Here is a 23,263-nt window from a genome sequence, read left to right as displayed (position 1 = left end):
ACGCAGAATAACTGCGATCGCTATGCAAACCAGTGCTTATAAGTTTTTCAGAATGCTCGCAACGTTGAGAATCATCCTTGAGTGCATCCATCCCAATAGGGCTTCGTAAGCGGTGTGAGAAAAGGTTGCGGCGCGGTACCAATAACAACTATTCGGCATCGGTTGAAGCCGACTACCCGTTCGCGCTTCCTGACCACTTCGATGTTGAGTCTCAGCTGCAACTGCTTGGCCAGCATCTGAGCGTGCACGTCGCGGCTGACGCCGACGGGCTGGCGGTCAACATCGACTCGCAGAATGAGTTGATCGGCCGGCTCGGGGCGCGCATGACCCGACCATTCGACATCGCGAGCGGTCGCCTCATGCCGTATCCGGGCATTGACGTGCTGTATGCGTTTGCCGGTGGCAAGAACGTGGAGATCAGCGAAGCGCGCTTCACGTCGGGCACGATAGGGGACACGGTGCAGTCCTCGGTTGGCGTGAATGGCACGAACACGCCGAAATCTCTCGCTCTGTGGCCGCGTTTCTTACCAGCAGTCGTTCGGCAACGCGGGATTCCGTGGCGGGTTGCTGAATGCGGGCGCGCGTTACCTGTACTAACGGGAGATGCGAGCTTGTCAACAAGCCGCGGGATCGAAGAACCGGGGTTACACCCCTTGCTCCGGTTTTCTGATCGCGGATGACCCTGCCTGAGCGGCTGCTGTGTCGGTGGCAGTCGCGGCCGTCGCGCTTGGAACGATGTGCAATTCACGGGTGCGCAACGGCAGCGAACATTGCGCGTCGGTCAATGTTTGCCGCACCTGGCGAGCGAGTTCCCAGCGCATGGTCCAGAACACGTCCGTGTTCGACCAGACGCGGATATTCAGCACCGCCGTGCTGTCGTCGAAGCGGATGACCATCACCTGCGGCGCGGGATCGCGGAGCGCACGCGGATCGGCCGCGGCGAGCGTGCGCAGCGCCTCAAGCGCGCGATCCACATCGTCACCGATCGAGATCTCCACTTCGAGATCGAGCCGGCGCATCGGATTACGGCTGAAGTTGCGGATCGAATTGCTCCACAATGCGCTGTTCGGCACGTATTCGCAGATCCCGTCGGGTTTGGTGAGACGCGTCGTGAACAGATTGACTTCGTCGACCGTGCCCGCGACACTGCCGGCTCCGCCCTCGATATAGTCGCCGACCTTGAACGGCCGCAACACTAGCAGCATGATGCCGGCCGCGATGTTCTGCATCGTGCCTTGCAGCGCGAGACCGACCGCAAGACCGGCTGCGCCAAGCACGGCAATGATGCTGGCCGTCTGGATGCCTAACTGCGACAGCGCACCGACGATCGCGACAATGCGAATGCCCCAAAGGCCGATGTCGCAGAGGATCGGTCGCAGCGTGGCGTCCATGCGTGATTGACGCGCAAGGAGCCGGCTCAGCGACATCGAAGCGCGGCGCGCGACCCACCATCCGATCACCAGTATGCCCGCAGCGGCGCACAGACGAATCGAGAACGCGGTGAGCATATCCAGCAAGAAGGCCCATCTGTCCGGACTGATTTCGACGAGAAGATTCTCCATGTGTCTTGACGATCCCTATATTGGACAGCGGGTAGATTGCCGCGCGCGAGCATCGACGGTATATATGGACGAACTCGACTGGCTTCCGGGAATTTAACCAGATAACTTCCGTTTTGGGCATTATCAGCGGTTAAAACTGCGTGTTTTTTCTGAGCCTGTTGTCCAGATCGCTTCCCGGATTAGCCGTCTGTCACCATCAATCTTCCGTTGTCGTAACGGCAGCCGCCCGGGCTAGCGGCTGACCGCCCCGAGTTCCGTGAACGCCCCCGCCGGCGTGAATTTGAGGAGACGGAAACGATGTCCTCACGCCCCGTTCGAACCACGCATTTCGTCGAGCTCGGCCATACTCTTTCGTGGCGCGGGCATCGCCGTGGTCTGGCAACCCTTCCGGTGGCTCGCGGCGATAAGAGGTCACGCAGCGCATGAATGAGCGCTTGCTACGCCGCGCCGAGGTCGAGCAGCGTATCGGCCTAACCGGATCGACGATCTATCTGAAGATCGCGCAAGGCAAGTTCCCCAAACCCATCAAGGTCGGCGTAGCGGCGGTGCGCTGGCGTGAAAGCGAGGTCAATCAATGGATCGCAGATTGTGCGGCAGGCACATTGCAGCACGACCCGGACTCAGGCAAGGCGCAGATGAAGCCGCCAAGGAAGGCGAAGCGCCAGCGATCCGAGACCTGATCGCAGGACATCCACCCGACCCGCATCGCGCGGGTCTTTTTTTGCCTGCGCGCTGCGCTCGATCAGATCGCAGTCACACTTCCGATGTTTGTTAAATCACGTGAAAGTATTGATAGTGCATAGCATCCCCGTTGCAAATGCTTGCGTATCCGGGTAAAAGATTGTCCGTTCGTAGTGCGTACCTTATTAAAAATGAGGTCGTAACCATGCAGCGCTCATTTAACCATTCAAGGAAAAATTCAAGATGCCAATTCCTGCGCATATGTGGCTGAAAGATGATGGCGGCGCAGACATCAAAGGCTCGTCAACCGTTCAGGATCGCGAGGGAAGCATTGAAATTATCGGCTTCAGCCACGGCGTGAATCTGCCGGTTGATGCGGCTAACGGCAAGATTACCGGCGCGCGCTCGCACTCGCCAGTTGCGTTAGAAAAGGAGTTTGACGCTGCTACGCCTTATCTTTACAAGGCCGTGGTAAAGGGGCAAACGTTGCAGTCTGCTGAGATAAAGTGGTATCGCATCAACGACGCGGGGAAGGAGGAAGTTTATTTCGTGATGCTACTCGAAGGCGTAAAGGTCTGCGGCATCAATCCTGGCATGATGAATACCAAGCTGTCACCCGACTCGCTGCTCAATCACGTTGAGGCCGTGTCGATGATGTATGAGCGAATCACATGGCACTACCTTGACGGCAATATCAAATACACCGATGCATGGAATGAGCGCGGATAAGCGGGAGTGACAATGGCCTATGAGGGTAAGTTTTTGGTGAATAACAAACCGTTTTCACCGCTCACAATTTTCGGTGTCGGCACGTTCGACGCGTATTCGGGCGATGGTCCGTACCTCAACCGGGGCGGCTGCACGATGGTGCCTGACAAGGGGCCGATTCCTGCCGGTAAATACTGGATCGTGGATCGCCCCACGGGCGGCATCCGTTCGCAGGCTTACGCATGGGCAAAAGATACGTGGAATGCCGCATGGGGCAGTGCGACCAATCACGATGACTGGTTCGCACTGTATCGGGATGATGGCAGCATTGATGATGTGACATGGGTTAATGGCGTCCGGCGCGGCCAGTTCCGGTTGCATCCCGCAGGTGGTGCGGGGGTGTCACTTGGCTGCATTACCCTGCCGAGCCGTACCGACTTCATGCGAATCCGCAACGCGCTGCTGCACACCGTGAAAATCCCTGCGCGCAGTTCGGGCCTTCGCGCCTATGGAACAATTGAGGTCATCACGTATGGCAACACTTGCCCGTAGGGTGTTCAAGGTCGCACTGTTCTTTGGTCTGTTCGTTCTTTCGGTTCGCTATGTGCGCCCGTATCCCTACCCGATGCCGGAGAGCCAGCTAGCAGTCTGGTGGGATGCTTCGGATTGGCTCGGCATCCGGGACCCCGAAGATTTGATTTTCGTGGTCTGGGTGACTATCGAACTGATCGTCGCCGTGCTCGCCTATGTGGTGATCATAAGGCTATGGCGGCGCTATCAACGCAAAAATTAACAGGGTCGATGAGCAGCGATCGGGCCGAATTCATTCCTGCGCGGTCCCGTCAAGTCCGGCGCGTGATGATCGCGTTGCGGGGGTTAACTGGTGGGTCAGAAAGTGCGCGTTTGCTCAGAGCCAGGCGGGACAAGGCTTTGCGCGGCGCGCGCGAATTTTGGTCTGGAAGGCGATCCCTTCGATGATCCCGATGATATCCGCAATTCTGGTGGAACTCGTCCTGATCTCGCTCATCGTATCGACCGACGGCGGTGCTCAGCGCAATTTTTCAAAGGCCCAGCTCGCTCGGACCGGGGTGATCGTCGGGGCGGCGACCCAGCGGCGAATGGAACTTGCGATCGCTTGCCTTGATCGGCATGTCGTTGATACAGGCATACCGGTGGTGCATCAGACCATCAGGTCCAAACTCCCAGTTCTCGTTTCCGTAGGAGCGGAACCAATTGCCAGCGTCTTTCGCAAGTCGAATCTTCTCGATTGCGGATTCAGGGTGAACGGTGGGATGGGCGGGCGCACTTCAGCGTTTATGGACATCACAGACTCCCCTTATTCAGGCGGGATTGAGATAGAAATCGGCACTACTCAGCAGCGCAACCGCGCTACACGTTCGTCATCTCGAGAGAACTCAGTCTGAGAAATCGGTTGACGCCGACAGTGCCTTCCATGTTTCAGTTTCCGTAGCAACATAGGCGTTCTTTTCGGCTATCGCCTTCAGCGTGTCGGTTCCGAGCGGCAGACGCAGTGGCGGTCTCGGTACATCGACAAGCGTGACGAGGGCCTTCGCAAGCTTCTGCGGGTCGCCCGGCTGATTGTGATTCATTCCTTCAGCGAATCGACGCACGTTGCCCGACGTCTCGTCGTAGCCGTCGATGACCTCCTTGCCGACGACGAGCGACGACGGATCGAGGAAATCGGTACGGAAATAGCCGGGCTCAACGACGGTCGCGTGAATGCCGAGCGGCTTCAACTCCGCGTGGAGCGCTTCCGTAATGCCTTCGACGGCGAATTTCGTCGAGCAATACACCCCGAATCCCGCCGCCGAGCGAGGACACGTTGATCACATGGCCCGAGCGCTGTCCCCGCATCACTGGCAGCACCGCATGCGTGACATTGAGCAGTTCAAAAACGTTAGTGTCGTACATGCGACGTACGTCTGCGTCGGCCGATTCCTCTACGGCTGCGAGCAGTCCGAAGCCGGCGTTGTTGACCAACACGTCGATCCTGCGAAACTTTGCCAAAGCAGCCTGCGCGGCTCTTTTGGCCTGCTCCTCGCCAGTTACGTCGAGCGCGACCGGCAACAGCGCAGGTGATTCGCCAAGACGCTCAATGATCGCCCGAACGTTGCGTCCCGCCGCAACCACTGCATTTCCGTCCGCCAGGCCCGCTTGTGCGATCAGTGTGCCTAACCCGCGTGAGGCGCCCGTAACGAACCAGGCGTGCTTGAACCGGTGCTGCGTAGCGTTGCTCATGATTTGCTCCCGTTTCGTGGTGAATGTGAAGAGAAGCATAGGGCGCGCGATTAACAGCTACCAGGCATCGAATGCTAGACTCATAATCAATCAATATTTGCGAATGGAGTCAGCCATGAATGAGGTCCGGGCGATTTCGGTGTTCGTCCGTGCAGCAACGCTCGGCAGCTTCCGTCGGGCAGCCGCAGACCTCGGCATCTCGCCGCAGGCCGCGAGCCACGCGGTCATGCAGTTCGAAAAGTCGCTTGGCGTCCGGCTGTTTCATCGGACAACGCGAAAGTTGAGTCTGACCGAAGAGGGGCAAAGACTATTGCAAGGTGTCGAGCCAGCGCTCGCTATGTTGTCGTCCGCGATTGACGATGCTCGCCGTTCAGGGGAAGAAGTTGCGGGGCCCCTACGGATAAGCGCTCCGACGGCGCTCGGGCGAACGGCACTCTGGCCATCGATCCTTGAGTTTGCGGTGCTATACCCTGACGTGCAGATCGATATTCGCTTCGACGATCATTTCACGGACCTCGTCAGCGATCGCGCCGACGTCGGCTTCCGCGGCGGATCCCCGCCTTCCGAGGGGGCAATTGCCAGGCGACTGCTACCGATTCAGTTGATCGTATGCGCGTCGCCAGCCTATCTCGAACGGTACGGCACGCCGAAAACCGTGGACGAGCTCGATGCGCATCGTTGTTCTGGATACCGGCGTGCGAACACCGGCAAGCAGGCGCCGTGGGAATTTATGGTGGGCGGGGAGATTGTGTATCGGGAGATGGCTGCTTCGGTCTGTTCGAACGATATCGACGCGGAAACCGAAGCGGTACTGGCCGGCGTGGCAATTGGGCAGCTTGGAAGCTTCTCGGCCGTCTCACACATCCGGGCTGGACGGCTCGTGCCTTTGCTCACTCAGCATTTGACCCAGCGCGAGTCGATTTACGTCTACTACCGTCGCCGGACGGAACAACCGCTCCGCGTGAGAACCTTCATCGACTTCATCGTTGCGCGCCTCGCGGACAACAGTCAATTTTTCCTCACAGCAGAGGAGTTGGTTACTTCGACGAGCAGAAGCGGCCGCGCCAGGAGTAGACGAAGTGCCGCGTAGGGGTGTCTGTTGCGGCAAGCGTAGCCAGCCGTGGTAAATCACCCGCTAAACGCAAACAAGGCTTCGTAGCGGGACAAGGGCGTGACGAACGAGCCGTTTCCGCCTGTACATCAATGATCGTGTAACAATCCCTCCAACGACCGCGAGACGCCAACGAGCGTCGAGCCGGCGGATGCGCACGTCAGCCCGGGAGCATCAAATGAAGCCCATACGTAATACCGACTCCGCTTCAGGAGAGTGGTACATCGACACTGCATGCATCAATTGCGGTGCATCTCGTCACGTCGCGCCTGGGCTGATTGTCGAGCGCAACGACAAGAGTGTCTTCGCTCGGCAGCCGGCCACACCAGAAGAGCAGCTTGATGCCTGGCGTGCGGTGCTCGTGTGCCCTACGGCGTCGGTACGCAGCGAAACGAAACAGCCTCGTCCGAACGCAGCGATCTTTCCGCAGCAGATCACATCGGGCGTGTGGCGCTGTGGATTCAACGCACGGTCGTCGTTTGGCGCACATTCTTATTTTGCCGCGCGTCCGGAAGGCAATCTGCTCATCGACTCTCCGCGCTATGCGGCGGAACTCGTGAAATGGTTTGACGGCGCTGGCGGTATTGCGCACATTCTGCTGTCGCATCGTGACGACGTCGCAGACGCGGACAAATACGCGCGTCAATTCGGCGCGCGCGTCTGGATTCACCGCGAGGACGTGTCGGCCGCCCCATATGCGACGGATCTGCTCGACGACGGTTCAGCACTGAACATTGCGGCCGGCGTGCGCGCGATCCCTGTACCCGGGCACACTCGAGGTAGCGTCGTGTACCAGCTCGATGATCGCGTGCTGTTCTCGGGGGATTCGCTTGCCTGGAGCCAACGCCAGCAGGACCTCGTCGCGTTCAGGGACGCGTGCTGGTACTCGTGGACAGCGCTCACCGAATCGCTCAGCAAGTTGGCCGCGTATCGCTTCGAATGGCTGCTTCCTGGTCACGGTTGGCACGCGCATTTGCAGGCTGCGGAAATGAATGCCCGCTTGCTCGCATTGGTTGCACGCATGCGAAAGGACTGAATTCGCTGTTTTTCGCTAAAACGCGTCGTCCTTGCCCCTGTGGAAGCGCTTGAACTCGAACCGCACGTGCCAAACAATCGCCTCGGGGTTGTGGTGCAAATTCAGCAGGTGGGCGAGAAATCGCCCATTTTTCAGGGACCTCAACGAGCTGAAAGAACCGCCATCCAGATCGAGGGCGAAGTGGTATCTTCGAGGTGCACGCCGGTGAGATCAAACTCGCCTTTGCGAATGCGATGCATCAGTTCGATGCCGGAGAGGGTCACGACCGCGTTCCGGAACCGCTTGAACCCGAGCATCACGTTCACCCGCGATTTGATGTGGCGGTGATCCTGTTCGATCAGGTTGTTCAGGTACTTCGAGGATCGCAATTTCGTTCGCCTGGGTAGCGACCCGTCAGTCTTCATCTCGCGGACCGCCCGATGAGATGCCTCGTAGCCGTCCAGCGTGATCGTTCCAGGAGCGCGCCCCTGAGTTCCGATCGCCTTCGCGAAGAATGCCTTTGCTGCCGCCACATCGCGCCTGGCGCTGAGGCGAAAATCGATCGTCTTTCCCGCCCGGTCACAGCGCGGTAAAGATAGGCCCATTTGCCACGAATCTTCACGTAGGGGTGAGTAGACCCAGGGAATTGCGCCCCGAGTCTCTCGCAGAACCGTGCGTAAACCTCTCGATTTACACGGCCCCCGTTATCCAACCCGTCCCCCTGATACTGCCAGTGCGCGAACTCTCGCGGGTACGCCTTCTTCATCTTGCGCAACCACTCTTCACTGCACCGTTTGTACCGTCGCAGTGTTTTGTACTTGCGCCGAACCCAGCGCACGAGCTTTCGGTCGAGATACCGACTCAACTCATGCATGGCTGTCCGATAGAAAGCCCCGTAGTAGTCGAGACCTGCCCGTGCCGGGTCAACACCCTTCGCGGACGAAACTGAAAGCCCAGAAATGTGAAGGTCACATTCGGGTAGGTTTGGGTGCGACTTCTGTCCTTTCGGCTGACCATAGATAAGCGCGTTCAGCAGTGTCGATTCGAACTGCTCAAATGCGAGTGGATTGCGCAGCGGATGCGCCTCCGTACTCATGATTTCCACGAGCATCGGCAGCAACTGCATCAGGCACTGCCCCTGTGCCGACGTCAGTGCGAATTCTGGCTCGAATTCGATTGCCCCACGCGCCGCGTCGCCGAAATGACGCTGTGCATGACGCTCGAGCACATCGCGCTCGATACGCAGGATGGCCTGCGGGCAAGCCTCGCCCCACCGCATGCGCAGCGCCAGCGTGGGCGACACCAGCGAGCCAGCGAGCGTCCATATTGAAGTGGACCTGCGCGTCGGCGAGCTCGTACAGTTTGCGCTGCTCGTCGGAAGGGCGGCCGTCACCGATCAATGCTCGCCTCGCATCCATCCCGCTGCATAGGGTATCTACCGAACATTTCATGCTTGCGTTGTCAGGATACCTGATATCAAATACGGAACTATCGCGACGGACAGGCGCGTCTTCCAGGACGCGCTTTATTTTGTTCTTGATATCAGACTGCCTGATATTGCATCAACGGTGATCGGCGTCAGCATCCCCGTCACGCTCATCGCTGCAATCGCCTGAAACCGAAGATCCCTCAACCGCAGTTCAACAAAAAAACATACAACTGGTCTGGAGACATCACCATGCAATTGAAGTCGACTCACGTTCTCATGTTCGGTGCGCTATGCGCGCTGAGCACTGGAGCCTTTGCGCAATCAAGCGTCACGTTGTATGGCATCGTGGACACGGGGATCGAGTATGTCTCGCACGCGAACGCGAAGGGCGACAGCGTCTTTCGCATGCCATCCGTTACCGGAGAGTTCCCATCACGCTGGGGGCTGCGCGGCAACGAAGATCTAGGCGGCGGCTACAGCGCTGTCTTCACGCTCGAAAGCGGCTTTAACGTGCGCGACGGCAGTTCTGGACAGGGCGGGAGGCTGTTTGGACGTCAGGCATTCGTCGGCATGAAAAGCCCGTATGGAACGCTCGCGTTCGGACGTCAGTACACGATGACCTATCTTGCGGTTCAGGGCGCCGACATCATCGGTCCGGACATTTACGGCATGGGCTCCCTGGATGCCTATGTGCCCAACGCACGCGCCGACAACTCCATCACCTATCTTGGCTCGTACAAGGGCTTTACGCTGGGCGCGGGCTATTCATTCGGACGGGACGCGGCGGGTACCGGCAACTCCCCGGGACAAGGAACCTGTACCGGCTCGGTTCCAGGCCACGCCACGGAATGCCGCGACTGGTCCGCAATGCTCAAGTACGACTCTCAATATTTCGGCGCGGCTGCGTCGTACGAGGAGCAACGCGGCGGCGCGACCGCGGCCGCGAACTTCTTCGACGGAATTGCGCCGACACCTCTCATCAACGCCGCGGACAAGGACGCCCGTACCCAACTGAGCGCCTATGCGCAGTACGCAGGCGCGAAGATCGGCGCAGGTTGGATTGGACGCCGCGTAGTGACCCAGTCGCCGACAGTACCGAATATCCGTTCGGATCTGTTCTTCCTGGGCGCTTCGTACATGGTCACGCCTGCGTTCCTCCTCGATGGCGAAGTGTTTCGGATCATCAATAGCGACCACGATACCCGCGCCACGATGGGAACGTTACGCACCACCTATCTTCTGAGCAAGCGTTCGTCGGTCTATGCGCAGGCTGCGTATCTCGCGAACAGCGCGAAGGCGCGCTATTCGGTCAGCGGTGGCGGCGGTGGGACCACGCCAGGCGCGGGCATGGGTCAAACGGGCGTGATGGTCGGCATTAAACACATGTTCTGATAGGGGGCGAGAATGAAACGAACTTCAATTGCGATGTGCGTATCGACAGTGTCCGCGATGCTGGCGGCCTGCGGCGGCGGTTCCGACTCGCTCTCCACCAGTGCGACACAATTGCCTCAGCTTTCCGCAGCACAACCCGCGACGCTGTCAGGAAACTGCAGCGCGCTCGCCGCCAGGTTGACGTTTGCGGCCACGACGTTCACGTCCGTTACCGACGTGCCGGCCGGAACGCTCACGGTGGCGGGAAAGTCCGTGCCCGAACATTGCGTGATCGAAGGGAAAATGAATCAACGCACGAGCGCCGTTGACGGCCAAACTTATGCGATTGGTTTTGAAATGCGGCTACCTATCGCGTGGAATGGTCGCTTTTTCTATCAGGCCAACGGTGGTCTCGACGGTAATGTGACACCGGCGACGGGGGTGCTCAGTGGCGGGGGCCCGCTGAACAACGCTCTAAACATGGGCTTCGCCGTGATCAGTTCGGATGCAGGTCATTCCGGGTCGCAAAACCCGCTGTTTGGTCTCGATCCCCAGGCGCGCCTCGATTATGGCTATAACGCCGTTGCTACGCTCACGCCAATGGCCAGGCAGGTGATCAAGTTGGCCTATGGCAAGGGCCCCGACCGCAGCTACTTCGAAGGTTGCTCGAACGGCGGCCGTCATGCGATGGTGGCGGCAGCCAGGTCTTTCGCGGATTACGACGGCATCATTGCCGGCGACCCCGGCTTCCATTTGCCAAAGGCGGCGATCGGGCAGATGTGGAGCGCACAACAGCTAGCTACCGTCGCGACCGCCAAAACGTCGTCCGGAATTGCCGATATCACCAGCGGCTTGACGACTGCTGAAAGGCAGCTCATCGCGTCGAAGGTCATCGCGAAGTGCGATTCGCTGGATGGTGTAGCGGACGGGATGGTGCAAGACATCAAAGCGTGCCAGGCGAACTTCGACCTGGCCACGGACGTACCGACATGTTCGAGCAATGGGCGCGACGGCACCTGTCTTACGACGGCTCAAAAGCAAGCCGTTGGAAATATTTTCTCTGGGGCGAAAAATAGCGCTGGCACTGCGCTCTATGCGAGCTTTCCGTATGACGTCGGTGTCAACGGATCAGGCTGGGCCGCGTGGAAGCAAGGCAATTCGATCAGCCTTGACCCGGCCGCGGCGGCCTTTGTATTTACGTCGCCGCCTCAGAGCGCTTCGCTGCTCAGCTCCATCGGCGCCTACGCTCTGAACTTCAACATGGACAGTGACGCGCCGAAGATCTTCGCAACGAGCGGTGTCTATTCCGAGTCTTCGTGGTCATTCATGACCCCGCCGAACGAGACTGATCTGAGCGGTCTGAGGAGCCGGGGCGCGAAGTTGATCGTCTATCACGGGACGAGCGATCCAGTGTTCTCGTCGAACGATACGACCGACTGGTATCAGCGCTTGTCCACGGCTAGTGGCGGTGACGCGAGCAATTTCGCCCGGCTCTTCACTGTAGCAGGGATGAACCACTGCAGCGGCGGTCCGACGGCCGATCAGTTCGACATGCTGACGCCTATGGTGGCATGGGTCGAGCAAGGGCAAGCGCCGAACCGGGTCATCGCAACGGCTCGCGACACGACCAACGCGATACCGAATAGCGAGGTGCCGACTAGCTGGGGTGCCGGGCGCACGCGTCCGCTCTGCTCGTATCCGAAGGTGGCCCGCTATACCAGCGGAGACGTGAACTCGGCAAGCAGTTTCACTTGCAGCTAAGCCACTGACCGTGCGAGGGGGAGAAGATGTGAACGCTCCCCCACTACGCCGAGGAAACGTTAGGCCCCCTCACCGCCCGCGATCGCTTTGAGCCGGCGATAAAGCGTGCGCTCGCTCAATCCCAGCTGCGCGGCAAGCTCACTGCGTTTTCCGCGGAATTGCGCCGCTGCGCGCGCGAGTTCCGCATCGGTCAGCTTGCGCGGCAAGCCCTCGGCGGCGGCTCCATCATTGTGCCGATGATGCGCAAGCTGACGGACGTGTCGATGCACGGTATCGTCGCGACTTCGCTGATGGTGATCGCACTCGTCGGCAGTGGCGGCGTTCTCGCGACGGCCACGCACGGCGCAACGCTTCCACTCGAAGTCGCGTTGTGGTTCACTGGCGCCACCGCCGCCGGTATGCTCAGCGGACGGCTTGCGTCGCATCACATCGCCGCGCGTCAGGTGCAACTGGGCTTTGCGAGCATCCTCGTCTGCGTGGCGCTCGGCCTGCTGGTCAAAGCGGCGCTGATGTAAGCGCTGCCGCTTCCCTCCAACCCACACAACAGTCAACCTGAACGATGATCGATCTCGACCATTTCACCCCGCTCGCGTCCCTGTGCGGAGGCCTGCTGATCGGCGCCGTGGCTGCGGCGATGGTGCTTTTGCTGGGCCGCATCGCCGGAATCAGCGGGATAGTCGGCGGCCTGCTGCGCTGGACCAGGCGAGACGGCGCATGGCGCGTCGCCTTCGTTGCCGGGCTGGTCGCTGCCGCGGTAATCGCGCGCGCAGTCGGTGCGCCCGTCGCGATCAGCGTCGACGCGTCGTGGCCGGCCGTGATCGCGGCCGGCTTTCTGGTCGGCATCGGCACCCGCTATGGCAGCGGTTGCACGAGCGGACACGGCGTGTGTGGCATTTCACGCGGCGCCAGGCGCTCGCTCGTGGCGACGGCGACGTTCATGGCGGCCGGCTTCGTCACCGTCTATATCATGCGACATCTTCTCGGAGCCTAGGATGGCAACAGTTGTTTCATTCGTATGCGGGCTGCTGTTCGGCTTCGGCCTGCTGTTGTCGGGCATGGCCAACCCCGCCAAAGTGCTGGGCTTCCTCGATTTCGCAGGACGCTGGGACCCGTCGCTCGCGTTCGTGATGATCGGCGCGGTGGCTGTCGCAGCAATCGGCTTCGCGATCGCGAAGCGCCGCGGCAAGTCGCTGCTCGGATTGCCGATGCAGATTCCCGCGTCAACGCACGTCACGCGAAGGCTGATGGTGGGCAGCCTCGCGTTCGGCGTCGGTTGGGGAATTGCAGGGTTCTGTCCCGGCCCGGCGCTCGTTGCGCTCGGACTCGGGTCGGCGAAAGCGTGGGTGTTCGTGGCGGCGATGATCGCGGGAATGGCCGTCTTCGAATGGTTGGAACGGCGCAGACAGGCGGCCTTGACGACTGCCCCTTAACCTGGCCTTAAGGCGCGGTCGTGTACGATCTGTTTCGACTGAATCCAACTCACAGGCTCCCCTATGCAAGTCTCCACTGAACACCGCTATGACATCGTCGCACGTTTGCTCCATTGGCTCGTCGTCGGGCTGGTTGCCGCGCAGTTCGTGATCGGCTGGACGATGCCGGACGTGCACCGCGATACCGTGCCGGACGGCGAAATCGCCTGGCACCTTGGCGTCGGCACCGCACTGCTCGCAGCGATGGTGTTGCGGGTGCTGTGGCGCGTGACTCATCGGTCGCCGCCGGACAACCTGCCGCCGCTGTTTCGCGCCGCTTCGAAGCTCACGCACCTCGCGCTGTATGTGCTTCTCGTGCTGGTGCCGCTGCTCGGCTGGATCAACGCTTCGTCGCGCACGTGGACGGTCCGCCTCGCCGGACTTGCTTCGTTGCCCTCACTGTCGGCACCGGGTTCGTCATTCGGACATGCGATGGGCGATGTTCACGGCGTCCTCGCCTGGGTTCTATTCGGCGTGATCTGCCTGCATATCGCAGCGGCGATGTTTCATCAGTTCGTCGCCGGCGACCGCGTTCTGCAGCGCATGAAGATCTAGCGGTAGTTCGAGCGCTGCCTATATTTGCCCGTCAAACAGGGCAAAGCCGCGTGGCATGTCACGCGGGCGGACAGTTGCCCGAACTGACGCCGTACGGTCGAATGTTCAAGCTGAACGGATATACCTTCGGCGAACGTACGATTCCAGTGGCCGTGATGGCGATGCTCGACGTGACCCAGGACGAGGCTCAACCATGATGCCAGCGGCAATATCGTCTCTCCCAAAGACGGTCTGCCGATTTTCGATTCAGCCAGCATCTTCCTCGCCGGCAAGATCACCGACAGGGTCGGTGCGTTCACGCAATTTACCTACTCGAACTACGACCATCAGGGAAGCGATGGACGCTGGATCGGCCACTGGGCATCGGACAACATGGATTTCCGTTATGTCGACAGGATCATTGGGAACGCAAGCGACCTGATTCTCGGCGATGCTGGCGGGCCAACCACGGGTGTTCAAGGACCATCGTCGCCCAATCTCGCTTCGTGGCATTTGGGACTTATCGGCCAGTACGTGCCCGTCCCGCCGGAAACCAGCGTGGAAGCATCGCGATCAGGACGTCGTCTTTAAGGAAGGCATGATGAAAAATAGCCGCGAATGCGTGCAACCCCGCAAGCCACATAATGGCGTCGCCGAGCCACGCGTGCAGCGATGCGAGGGCTGAGCCTGCTCCATGCGAACTACTGAGCAAAGGCGGAATATCGTAACCGCCGATCAGCGTCAGCGGATGCCCTTCGAGCCACGCGCCCGAGATGGCGGTAAGCGGTAGCGCGAGGAGAAGCAGATACAGCATCCATCGAACGGTTGTTGCCATCACAGCCATCCAGCGAGAAACTGGAGGTGTCTCGGGACGCGCGTCGTATGCTCGCCACAGCAGGCGGATGAGGGTGAGCGCCAACACGCACAAACCCAAAGTCTCGTGCAGTCGCCGGTCGAACTCGTGCACCGAAGAGTAGACGCGCTGTTCAGATCCGCCGGGCCCATACATGAACGTCACGAGCACGACAATTGCCGTGCACCAGTGGAGGAATTGGGCAATCGAACCGTAGCGTGTGGCAGAGCTTTTCACTATAGCGCTCCCGATGTGTGCCGATCGACGAACGGTAGGCACGACCGCGACACGGCAAGCCAGTGGATACCACACGCAGATGCATCGTATCGTGACGTGGCATACATGGCTGGCCGGACGCTGGCGTATTGGATTCGTGAATGGATTCTACGCGCAAACTCCTGGTGAAATCTCAAGCTGTTAGCGGCTCACGTTTCAAATCTTCTCCGTCCAGCCAGGCGGCGCGGTGTGCAGCCGGTCGCGTGGCGCTTGCAAAGTCATTCTCAAGTTCTTCGTATTGCTGCCGATATCACCATCGAGGAGACAATAGCCCGGTTACCGCGCGCAGTAACCGGTAAAAGATGCTGACGCACAGCCACGCCGCCGTCGAGTATCAAATGTTATGTACTCGTGCGCGCGCTGATTCTTGACCGATGCAATATATTTCGAGTTTAGGCATCGCCGGCATTATTGGCCGGTGGAGGCGGCGACATGGCGTCGACCGGCAACTGATCATCACCGTCGCACTGGTGTTGACTGGCCTCGTCATTTTCGCTGTCGGCATTGGTTACACGCTCATATGGCATGAGCGGTCCGACGCGGAGCGCATTCACGCTCTGCGTGCACGCGACGACATCGAGACGCTGCAGGCAGTGAACATCCAGGCGAACGCCGATTTCCTGGTGGGGCTCGACAGTGCACGGGTGGCGTCTTTCGCGTGGCCAGTGCAGCGGGTAGTTTCGGCCGCCACCAGTTTCGACCGCCTGGAACAAAGTTACGCCAGCGACCCGCGAAGCCAACTGATGGTAAGGCACCTGCGCGGTGAGACGGCTCGCTGGGCGTGGCTTCTTGCCGACATCGCGGTACATGCGCGCGTGGCGGATGGCCGCGCGTCGGTCGACAGCCCGGCGCTGCTCGAAGCGAACCGTATGCTGGCGAACATCGTCACCCAACTGGTGACTCTCCGCGACGCGCAGACCGCTTCCCTGAGGGCTGCATCCGACAGCGCGACGCGCCACCTGGTGATAGAGCGGACCGTGCTTGCAATCACGGCGCTGGCGGCATGTTTTCTCCTTTGCTATGCGTTGGTTGCTCACTATCGCGCCCGTCTAGCACGGCAGCGCGCGCGGGTCATTGCTTCAGAAAGCGAGCGCCGGTTTCGTCAGTACTTTTATCATCATCCACTTCCGATGTTGATTTTCGACGTCGAGACGCTATCGATTCTCGCTGCGAACCGGGCCGCCGCATCGCAATACGGACGCACGCGCCGTGATCTGTGTTCGCTCGACATGACCTCTCTGTATGCGAACGCCGACTTGCCGTCATTTCTGCACGATCTGCACGCGCTGTTGGCCGCGGCTACCACGAGCGGCTCGGCCGGCGTATGCCGGCATCGACACAGCGACGGCACGCCCGTGTACGTGGAGCTGTCGTATCACTTCCTCACCTATGCCCGCCGTCGCGCGTGCTTCATTACGGCCGTCGACGTAACGGAGCGCAAGCACGCCGAACTCGCGTTATTGCTGCGAAGCCGTGCACTCGACGCAATTGGCAACGGCGTGCTCATCACCCGACCCGATCCGAGCGGCGACGTGGTCGAATACGCGAACCCGGCATTCGAGAAAATAACCGGCTATGAGCGCCCGCAGATCGCAGATCATTCCGCGCGGCCGGAAACACCTGGATTGTGGAAACAGATCAGTTCCGCTATTGCCGAGAAGCGAGAGGCAACCACGCTAACGAAAAGCCTGCGCGCAAACGGGACAGAGTTCTGGTATCAGCTGTACGTGGCACCGGTGAGCGACGAGGCGGAAAAGGTTACGCATCACATCAGCGTGGTGAGCGACCTGACGGAACTCATTGAGTCGCGCGATCTACTGGTCAGGCAGGCACGTCGCGATGCGCTGACGGATTTGCCGAACCGCGTGACGCTGCGTGAGCTGATCGACACGGCGATTCTCGATGGTCACGAATTCGCGCTGCTGTTCATCGACCTCGATCATTTCAAGGACATCAACGACAGCCTGGGCCATGGCGCAGGCGATCGCCTGTTGCAGGAAGTTGCGCGGCGGCTGTCGACATCGGTCGGAACGGATGGCGTGGTGACGCGATATGGCGGCGACGAGTTCGTGACGATGTTGAAGGGTTCAACCGACGATGACGAACTCTCCGCGCTGTTGACGCGCGTGATGCAAGCGCTGGACAAGCCAGTGCAAATCGACGACATGCAACTGCGGGTCCGGATGAGCATCGGGGTCAGCTGCTATCCGCAAGACGGCACGGACTGCGAAACTCTGCTGAAACACGCAGACCTTGCGATGTATCGAGTCAAGGCAGGCGGGCGTAACGGCGTCGAGCGATTTGCCCCTTCGCTCGCGCATGCGGCGACTCAGCGCATCGCGCTATCGCACAAGCTACGCAACGCCGTCGAGCAGAACGGCTTTGAGCTGGCGTACCAGCCGCAAGTGGACATACGCAGCTACCGGCTGACTGGAGTCGAGGCGCTCATCCGATGGCGCGACGCGGACTTCGGCACGGTCAGCCCAACGACGTTTATACCCCTGGCCGAAGACATCGGTTTGATTGCGTCAATCGGAGAATGGGTGCTGCAAACTGCCTGTGCACAGGCAAAGCGCTGGGAGGAAGTGCTGCCGGAGCTGCGCATGTCGGTCAACGTGTCGCCCAGCCAGCTTACTTCGAGTGATTTCGGCGCCGTCGTGCGTCGTGCTCTTGCCGCATCACAATTGGCCGCGGACCGGCTCGAACTGGAGATTACCGAAGGAGGCCTGGTTGCACCGGGCGCCCTGCCCACCCTGCGCGCCCTGCACGACATTGGCGTGTCCATAGCGATCGACGACTTTGGCGCCGGTTACTCGAGCCTGGCTTACCTGCGCAGCTTTCACGCGGACCGTCTGAAGATCGACATGTCGTTCATCCGCGGCATTGGTAGCAGTCTCGCGGATGAGACGATTATCGGTGCGATCATCGCACTCGCCCGCAATCTGCGTTTCGAAGTCGTCGCGGAAGGCGTCGAACGAGCGGAACAATTGGCTTTCCTTGCCGAGGCCGGCTGCGAGATCGTTCAGGGATACTACTTCGCCGCGCCACAGCCAGCGGCGAATATTCCGGCCTACGCTGCGAGCCTGATGAGCGAGCTGCAAAGTGGCTCGTCTTGAGAGCCCCCGGCGCGACGACTTCACTTTAGCTGTGCGACGCCAAAGAGCGGCGCCTCGCCGCTCTTTTGTGCGTCGTATTTAACGCGGATCCGACAGCGTCTGATTGAGCGTCTGCCCAGCGATGATCACGTTCTGCAACGTAATGTCGTGCACGTTGTAGAGGTAGATCGGACCCGGCGTGCTGGCGCTCGCGGGGCCTGCGGCCGCAGGCGTGCCGAAGTCGCAGTTGGAAATCGTCACTCCCGTGATTGCCGGTACGGTCGGCGCAGGCGCCGGACCGTTGTAATCGAACGCAACTGGACCTTGCGCAACGATGGCCTGGAAACAGGAGCCGGTTGTACTGCCCAATGTCACGTTCGAAGCATTGACGTTCGCGATGTTGACGTTGTCAATGAGTGCGGGGCGTGTGCGAATCGCATCGGCGGCAGGCTGGTAATCGCAATCGAACGTGATCAGGCCGCCTTGAGACGCGGACGGGTTGGCGGCTGTTGCGGTGGCCACACCGATGGGCACGGTGCCGTTGATCGGACTGCCCGTCAGCATCTTGCTGCCGTAGCCTCCACCCGTCAGGCTCACGCCGTGTGGGAGCGTGACGCCATTGACGTAGAAGTTCTTGACGTAGCCTCCACGGTTCATGTTCGTCTTGATACGGATCGCGATGTTCAGCGAATTCGTTGCCCAGAACTGATTGAGCATGGTCAGATTGCGCGCGTAGATGTTCTGCACGCCGCCACCCATCTCGCTGCCGAGCGTAATGCCGCCGTGACCGCTATTCATCATGCAGTTCTGGATCACATGGTTCTGCGCGGGTCCGTACTCCGTGTCGAGATCCTTGCCTGACTTGATCGCGATGCAGTCGTCGCCGGTGTTGAACGTTACGCTGTCGCACAGCACCGTGTTGCAGGCGTCGGGGTCGAAGCCGTCGTTGTTCGGTCCGATACTGTCGGCTGTCACGCCACGGATCACGACGTTCGTGCAGTCCGTCGGATGATGCTGCCAGAACGGCGTGTTGTTGGTTCGGTAGTTTTCCATCAGCACGTTCGTGCAACCGATGAACTCAACCATACACGGCCGCAGAAAGTGGCCGAGACCAAAGATTCGCTGCGCGACCGGCACGCCCGCTTCGGAGAGCGCCGGCAGGTAGTTCTGGTCTTGCTGCCACGGCGTAGCCGGATTGGTCAATAGCGTGTAGAGCGAGGCCGAAATGGTGGGGGCGACCACCATCAGATCGACGTTGTTCGGGTTCGTATAGGCCTGGGACGGCGTGGTCGACCCCGCGCAGCCGTACGCGCCGCTGGAACCCTTGTAGGTCCACCAGCAAGTGCTGGTGTTTCCGCTTCCGGCGAACGGCGTCATCGCCTGACCGTTCAGCACCGAGGTCGGGCCTTCGCCAGTCACCGCGATGTTGTTCGCATTTCGCGCGTACACGGGCGAGCCGAAGTTCAGGCAGTCGTTCGCCTGCCAGCGGCTGTAGTAAAGATTGCCGTTGGCGCCGCATTTGACCGGACCGTCCTTCGCATAGTCGGCGGGATTCGGGCTGAAATAGATCGTGCAGTTCGCACTCAGATGGAAGTTGACGTTGCTCTGCAGCACGATGGGACCCGCGCAATACCACGTGCCCGCCGGCACCACGACCCGGCCGCCACCGGCTGCGCTGCAGGCCGCGATTGCCGCGAGGAAAGCGGGACGTGAATCGAACGATCCCGGTGCGTTGGTCGCGCCGGCCCCCGTACTCAGGGGCGATGAACTGCCGGTGTAGGGGTTGGCCTGGGCAATGACCGCGCACGGTTGCGCACCGTACTGTTCGACCTGGAAATCGACGGCCGGGAACGCGCTCTGCGTGATTTTCTGCAGCGCATTAATGATGTTCGTCGCTGATCCGTTGGGACCCCAGATCGGATCGGCCGCAGCCGTTGACGGCGTGCTTCCCGTCGCTGGCGTGGAACTACTGCTTCCGCCTGCCGCGGAAGCGGAAACTCCGCTGCCGCCGCCGCAAGCCTGCAGGAGTGCGCTGCCGGCGAGCGCGCCTCCGAGGCCCATGAAGCCACGGCGCGAAATGCGCAAGGTGTCGCCCGTTGCGGGCGCGTTTTTATCAAGATCGCACGACAGCTTGGACATCGAGTCCCCTCCTGATAGATAGTTGTAGGCGCACGAGAGAATCGTCATTGCGCCGGTTGTATGACAAGTCTAGAAGAGTAAAGACAAGACGCGGGTCAGTACACATGGAGGAAACCCTTACTAAATGGTTTCCTCGATAGCATTCGCGAGGTGTGAAGAGGGTTCGGGTCGCTTTTGGAAACTCGCGCAGGCGCTTCGACTAGAATAATTTCGACGTGCGGCTCCGGATTCGATGCACCACACCCGTTAATAGGTATCGCCATGAACGACGGAAGGCTCGTATTGCATGCGCGACATCGGGTCGAGGGCGGCGGCTTGCTGGTCGCCGCAGCCTGCTGCCACGCCGCCAATAGGCACGGCGCTATGCATATATGCGATCGATGAAACCGCGATCCGCCGCCTGCACTGCTGTCCTGATGATCGCAACGTGCATTGCGGGCATCATGCAGACCTCACCAGTAGCGGCACAGGCATGGCGCGACCTCGCGCCGCAACCCGCACCGCAGGCGCCGCGAAGCGCGTCGTCACCCTCCTCCCCAGAAGCGCAGGCCGAGTCCGCACGGATCGCTGTCGAGCGGCTTGCCGGGCTCATCTTCGAACCGGCCGGCGCGTCCGCGGCGGCATCGCCGAGCCAGCAAGGTCGTATCGTCGCGCAAGGATTGCCCGTACTCGACGCCGCCTTCCTGCAGAGCTTCGCCACGGACCTCGACAAGCCGCTGACCTTCGGCCGCCTCGCCGAGATACGCCGCGCCGTGGTCGAGCGTTATCGGGCGGCGGGAAAGCCGCTCGTCGACGTCTACGTGCCGGAACAGGACGTCAGCTCGGGTGTCGTGCGTATCGCCATTGCCGAATTCAGACTGGGTCGGGTTCATGCCAGCGGCAACACCTACTTTTCGAGCAGGCTTCTCGAACGTGAAATGCCGCTCGAGCCCGGCGGACCGATCCAGCAATCGGCGGTCTCGAAGGGACTTGCGGTGCTCAACGCGAATCCTTATCGACGGGTCGATGCTGTTTTTGCGCCCGGTGAGGCCGCCGACACGACCGACGTCGTGTTGCAAACCGAAGACCGGCTGCCGCTTCGTGTAAGCGCGGGTTACGACAATGAAGGCGTGCCGGAACTCGGCCGTGATCGTTTCTTTGCAGGCATAGGCTACGGCAACCTGCTTGGTCTCGATCAGCAGATCGCCTATCAATTCACTGCCAGCAACGATTTTTTCAGCGGCAATCCGAATATCGAAGGCCGCCCGAACCGCGCCCGCTTCACCGCGCACGCGCTGAACTACACGGCGCCGCTGCCTTGGCTCGACAGTATCGAGTTGTTCGGCGTCTACGCGCAGAGCACGCCACGGTTGCCCGACACGTATGGGCAAACGGGCATTTCTGCGCAGTTCAGCTTTCGCTACGACTTGCGTCTGCCGACCATCACGGACACGACACAGTTGATCCAGATCGGATACGACTTCAAGCGCAGCAACAACGATCTGGAATTTGGCGGCTCCCAGGTTTTCAACTCGAATACGCACATACATCAGTTCGTGTTGTCTTACGACATCAGCAAACCGACCGAGGCTGGCACGGCGCACGCCGCGGCGACACTCGTCGCCAGTCCGGGCGGACTGGATGGCAACAATCAGGACGAGGCATTTAACGCCGCGCGGCAGGGCGCGACGGCCCGCTACATCTATATGCAGTTGACAGCGTCTCGTGCCACCGCGCTTGGGGCTGGCTTCACGCTGATCACGAACGGAACGTTTCAGTGGACGCCGAACACGTTATTACCGAGCGAGGAGATGGGGCTCGGCGGGGAGTCCAGTGTGCGAGGCTACGACCCATACGTCACGCTGGGCGATCGCGGCTGGAACATTCAGACCGAGGTGCGCACGCCTGCGATCTCGCTCGGCGCGAGCAACGCAGTCGTGCAACCCTTTGTGTTTCTCGATGCGGGCCGCGTATGGAGCACGATCGACCAGCCAGCCGAAAATAACCCCGGTCTGCTCGCGGGCGTCGGCGCGGGCGTGCGCGTCCAATGGTCGAGATTCGTGGATTTGCGCTGCACCTATGGCGCGCCATTACGCTCGGCGACACCAAATGGTTCGAAGGCGCCGATCGTGCTCTTGTACGTGTCGGTCGGAACGTGAGCCGTCGATAGATGCCCCATGTTCGACACGGCCCGCCGCCGTGTCTGCCTTCACTGCACCGTCATCCGGCCGAGTCCGAGCCCTGCTCGGGCTCCCAACCGCGCGCGGCGGCGAGACAGGCGCGGACTTCTTCATCGGTCGTCTGGTCGAAATTCACATAGAACCCGCTGATCCCCATCAACCAATCCGGCTCCAGCACGCTCACGAACGCGTGCGCGATTCCTTCGAATGCCGTGCGCGCATCAGATTGCGACACCGGGACCGCCACCACGATCCGAGCGGGATGTCTGCTGCCGAGTGCGTCGAGCGCCGCATGCATCGACGCCCCCGTCGCGATGCCGTCGTCGACCACGATCACCGTCTTGCCCTGTACTGGCACCGGCGGGCATTCCCCACGGTACGCCAGTTCCCTGCGCGCGAGTTCGGCTCTTTCGCGCGCGATCACGTCGGCCAATTGGGCGTCACTGATTTGCAGTTCGCGAAGCACCGACCTTTCCAGATGAAGGGCGCCCCCCGTCGCGATGGCGCCCATCGCCAGTTCCTCGTCTTGAGGCGCCCCAAGCTTTCTGACGACGAGAACGTCGAGCCTGGCATGCAATGCCCGTGCGACTTCGAACGCGACAGGAACGCCGCCGCGCGGCAGAGCCAGCACCACCAGATCGCCGCGACCCTGATAGTCGCGCAGTGCGTGGGCCAGCTGTCTGCCAGCGTCGGCGCGGTCGCGAAACACGTTGCCCATCGCTTTTCCTCCACCGCAACGTCAGTGCGGGTTGCCAAACCCACTATGCCATCAATTGGCCGCATCAAGCGTTCCTCCTGAACGGAGAAGTTTTCACGGCTCTCGTAGGCGATACCGATACAG

The 23,263-nt window shown here is 60.6% G+C and carries 20 protein-coding genes and 6 pseudogenes; 16 read left to right on the top strand and 10 right to left on the bottom strand.

The genetic code is table 11. The features are described 5' to 3' along the window. The first annotated feature begins 77 nt into the window (after positions 1-77). On the top strand, positions 78-680 hold the full coding sequence (locus OKW41_RS21250; protein ID WP_429573858.1) for an autotransporter domain-containing protein: 603 nt from the start codon (positions 78-80) through the stop codon (positions 678-680). Here the strand turns inward: OKW41_RS21250 and OKW41_RS21245 are convergent. Next, the gene (locus tag OKW41_RS21245; RefSeq protein WP_429573857.1) at positions 645-1,562 is read right to left on the bottom strand and encodes a mechanosensitive ion channel family protein; all 918 of its coding nucleotides are present in this window, start codon (positions 1,560-1,562) and stop codon (positions 645-647) included. The two genes, OKW41_RS21250 and OKW41_RS21245, sit on opposite strands and share 36 nt — an antisense overlap. 434 nt (positions 1,563-1,996) lie before the next feature. On the opposite strand from OKW41_RS21245, the gene OKW41_RS21240 reads away from it, so the two are divergent. The 4 genes from OKW41_RS21240 to OKW41_RS21225 all read left to right on the top strand — a co-directional run bounded on the left by OKW41_RS21240 (position 1,997) and on the right by OKW41_RS21225 (position 3,744). Next, positions 1,997-2,242 carry a helix-turn-helix transcriptional regulator gene (locus OKW41_RS21240; RefSeq protein WP_429573856.1) on the top strand — a complete coding sequence of 82 codons (246 nt, stop codon included), beginning with the start codon at positions 1,997-1,999 and terminating at the stop codon, positions 2,240-2,242. 244 nt (positions 2,243-2,486) lie between these two features. Further along, positions 2,487-2,972, top strand: coding sequence for an Hcp family type VI secretion system effector (locus OKW41_RS21235; protein WP_429573855.1), 486 nt, complete (start codon positions 2,487-2,489; stop codon positions 2,970-2,972). A gap of 12 nt (positions 2,973-2,984) precedes the next feature. Further along, on the top strand, positions 2,985-3,503 hold the full coding sequence (locus tag OKW41_RS21230) for a DUF2778 domain-containing protein (protein ID WP_429447991.1): 519 nt from the start codon (positions 2,985-2,987) through the stop codon (positions 3,501-3,503). After that, on the top strand, positions 3,484-3,744 hold the full coding sequence (locus OKW41_RS21225; protein WP_429573854.1) for a hypothetical protein: 261 nt from the start codon (positions 3,484-3,486) through the stop codon (positions 3,742-3,744). Before OKW41_RS21230 ends, OKW41_RS21225 begins: the two co-directional genes overlap by 20 nt. A 268-nt stretch (positions 3,745-4,012) precedes the next feature. On the opposite strand, the pseudogene OKW41_RS21220 reads toward OKW41_RS21225, so the two are convergent. Together OKW41_RS21220 and OKW41_RS21215 are read right to left on the bottom strand one after the other, a co-directional pair. Next, positions 4,013-4,195, bottom strand: a pseudogene (locus OKW41_RS21220) (DUF1348 family protein); the annotation flags it as partial. A 171-nt stretch (positions 4,196-4,366) separates the two neighbouring features. After that, a pseudogene (locus OKW41_RS21215) lies at positions 4,367-5,210 on the bottom strand (SDR family NAD(P)-dependent oxidoreductase). A 115-nt stretch (positions 5,211-5,325) separates the two neighbouring features. Between OKW41_RS21215 and OKW41_RS21210 the strand changes: the two are divergent. Continuing rightward, the gene (locus OKW41_RS21210) at positions 5,326-6,300 is read left to right on the top strand and encodes a LysR family transcriptional regulator (RefSeq protein WP_429573853.1); all 975 of its coding nucleotides are present in this window, start codon (positions 5,326-5,328) and stop codon (positions 6,298-6,300) included. A 199-nt stretch (positions 6,301-6,499) separates the two neighbouring features. Then, entirely contained in the window at positions 6,500-7,357 is an 858-nt protein-coding gene (locus tag OKW41_RS21205) for an MBL fold metallo-hydrolase (RefSeq protein ID WP_429573852.1), read from the top strand. 140 nt (positions 7,358-7,497) lie between these two features. Here the strand turns inward: OKW41_RS21205 and OKW41_RS21200 are convergent. After that, positions 7,498-7,958, bottom strand: a pseudogene (locus OKW41_RS21200) (IS6 family transposase); the annotation flags it as partial. A 369-nt stretch (positions 7,959-8,327) separates the two neighbouring features. Then, positions 8,328-8,645, bottom strand: a pseudogene (locus OKW41_RS21195) (AraC family transcriptional regulator); the annotation flags it as partial. Positions 8,646-9,014: 369 nt separating this feature from the next. Here OKW41_RS21195 and OKW41_RS21190 point away from each other — a divergent pair. Further along, positions 9,015-10,157 (top strand): porin, encoded by a 1,143-nt coding sequence (locus tag OKW41_RS21190; protein WP_184058736.1) that lies wholly within the window; start codon positions 9,015-9,017, stop codon positions 10,155-10,157. Between the two features lie 12 nt (positions 10,158-10,169). Continuing rightward, on the top strand, positions 10,170-11,897 hold the full coding sequence (locus OKW41_RS21185) for a tannase/feruloyl esterase family alpha/beta hydrolase (RefSeq protein ID WP_429573851.1): 1,728 nt from the start codon (positions 10,170-10,172) through the stop codon (positions 11,895-11,897). Positions 11,898-11,956: 59 nt separating this feature from the next. Here OKW41_RS21185 and OKW41_RS21180 read toward each other — a convergent pair. Then, positions 11,957-12,118 (bottom strand): annotated as a pseudogene (locus OKW41_RS21180) (helix-turn-helix domain-containing protein); the annotation flags it as partial. Here OKW41_RS21180 and OKW41_RS21175 point away from each other — a divergent pair. The 5 genes and pseudogenes from OKW41_RS21175 to OKW41_RS21155 form a co-directional block, all read left to right on the top strand. After that, a pseudogene (locus OKW41_RS21175) lies at positions 12,107-12,412 on the top strand (TSUP family transporter); the annotation flags it as partial. The pseudogenes OKW41_RS21180 and OKW41_RS21175 overlap by 12 nt on opposite strands. Before the next feature lie 44 nt (positions 12,413-12,456). After that, on the top strand, positions 12,457-12,888 hold the full coding sequence (locus OKW41_RS21170; RefSeq protein WP_429573850.1) for a YeeE/YedE family protein: 432 nt from the start codon (positions 12,457-12,459) through the stop codon (positions 12,886-12,888). 1 nt (position 12,889) lies between these two features. Further along, a complete protein-coding gene (locus OKW41_RS21165) occupies positions 12,890-13,327 on the top strand; it encodes a DUF6691 family protein (protein ID WP_429573849.1) in 438 nt (145 codons plus the stop codon). A 63-nt stretch (positions 13,328-13,390) separates the two neighbouring features. After that, on the top strand, positions 13,391-13,921 hold the full coding sequence (locus OKW41_RS21160) for a cytochrome b (protein ID WP_184058744.1): 531 nt from the start codon (positions 13,391-13,393) through the stop codon (positions 13,919-13,921). Positions 13,922-13,995: 74 nt separating this feature from the next. Continuing rightward, complete coding sequence (locus OKW41_RS21155; protein ID WP_429573848.1) at positions 13,996-14,118, top strand: hypothetical protein; 123 nt, start codon at positions 13,996-13,998, stop codon at positions 14,116-14,118. Positions 14,119-14,420: 302 nt separating this feature from the next. Here the strand turns inward: OKW41_RS21155 and OKW41_RS21150 are convergent, their stop codons facing one another. Further along, positions 14,421-14,990, bottom strand: a complete 570-nt coding sequence (locus tag OKW41_RS21150) for a cytochrome b (RefSeq protein ID WP_429573847.1) — start codon at positions 14,988-14,990, stop codon at positions 14,421-14,423. Positions 14,991-15,421: 431 nt separating this feature from the next. Then, positions 15,422-15,922, bottom strand: a complete 501-nt coding sequence (locus OKW41_RS21145; RefSeq protein ID WP_429574391.1) for a hypothetical protein — start codon at positions 15,920-15,922, stop codon at positions 15,422-15,424. On the opposite strand from OKW41_RS21145, the gene OKW41_RS21140 reads away from it, so the two are divergent. Continuing rightward, on the top strand, positions 15,899-18,145 hold the full coding sequence (locus tag OKW41_RS21140; protein ID WP_429574353.1) for a putative bifunctional diguanylate cyclase/phosphodiesterase: 2,247 nt from the start codon (positions 15,899-15,901) through the stop codon (positions 18,143-18,145). The two genes, OKW41_RS21145 and OKW41_RS21140, sit on opposite strands and share 24 nt — an antisense overlap. A 78-nt stretch (positions 18,146-18,223) precedes the next feature. Here the strand turns inward: OKW41_RS21140 and OKW41_RS21135 are convergent, their stop codons facing one another. Further along, entirely contained in the window at positions 18,224-20,263 is a 2,040-nt protein-coding gene (locus tag OKW41_RS21135; RefSeq protein WP_429573846.1) for a glycoside hydrolase family 28 protein, read from the bottom strand. Between the two features lie 416 nt (positions 20,264-20,679). On the opposite strand from OKW41_RS21135, the gene OKW41_RS21130 reads away from it, so the two are divergent. After that, positions 20,680-22,401 carry a ShlB/FhaC/HecB family hemolysin secretion/activation protein gene (locus OKW41_RS21130; RefSeq protein WP_429573845.1) on the top strand — a complete coding sequence of 574 codons (1,722 nt, stop codon included), beginning with the start codon at positions 20,680-20,682 and terminating at the stop codon, positions 22,399-22,401. Between the two features lie 61 nt (positions 22,402-22,462). On the opposite strand, the gene OKW41_RS21125 is transcribed toward OKW41_RS21130, so the two are convergent. After that, a complete protein-coding gene (locus tag OKW41_RS21125; RefSeq protein WP_429573844.1) occupies positions 22,463-23,140 on the bottom strand; it encodes a phosphoribosyltransferase in 678 nt (225 codons plus the stop codon). Positions 23,141-23,263: the final 123 nt, after the last annotated feature.

Origin of the sequence: Paraburkholderia sp. UCT70, from assembly GCF_050434085.1 — a bacterium.
GTDB lineage: Bacteria > Pseudomonadota > Gammaproteobacteria > Burkholderiales > Burkholderiaceae > Paraburkholderia > Paraburkholderia tuberum.
Note: the sequence above shows the minus strand (reverse complement) of the source record. Positions and strands in the feature narration are given on the sequence as shown.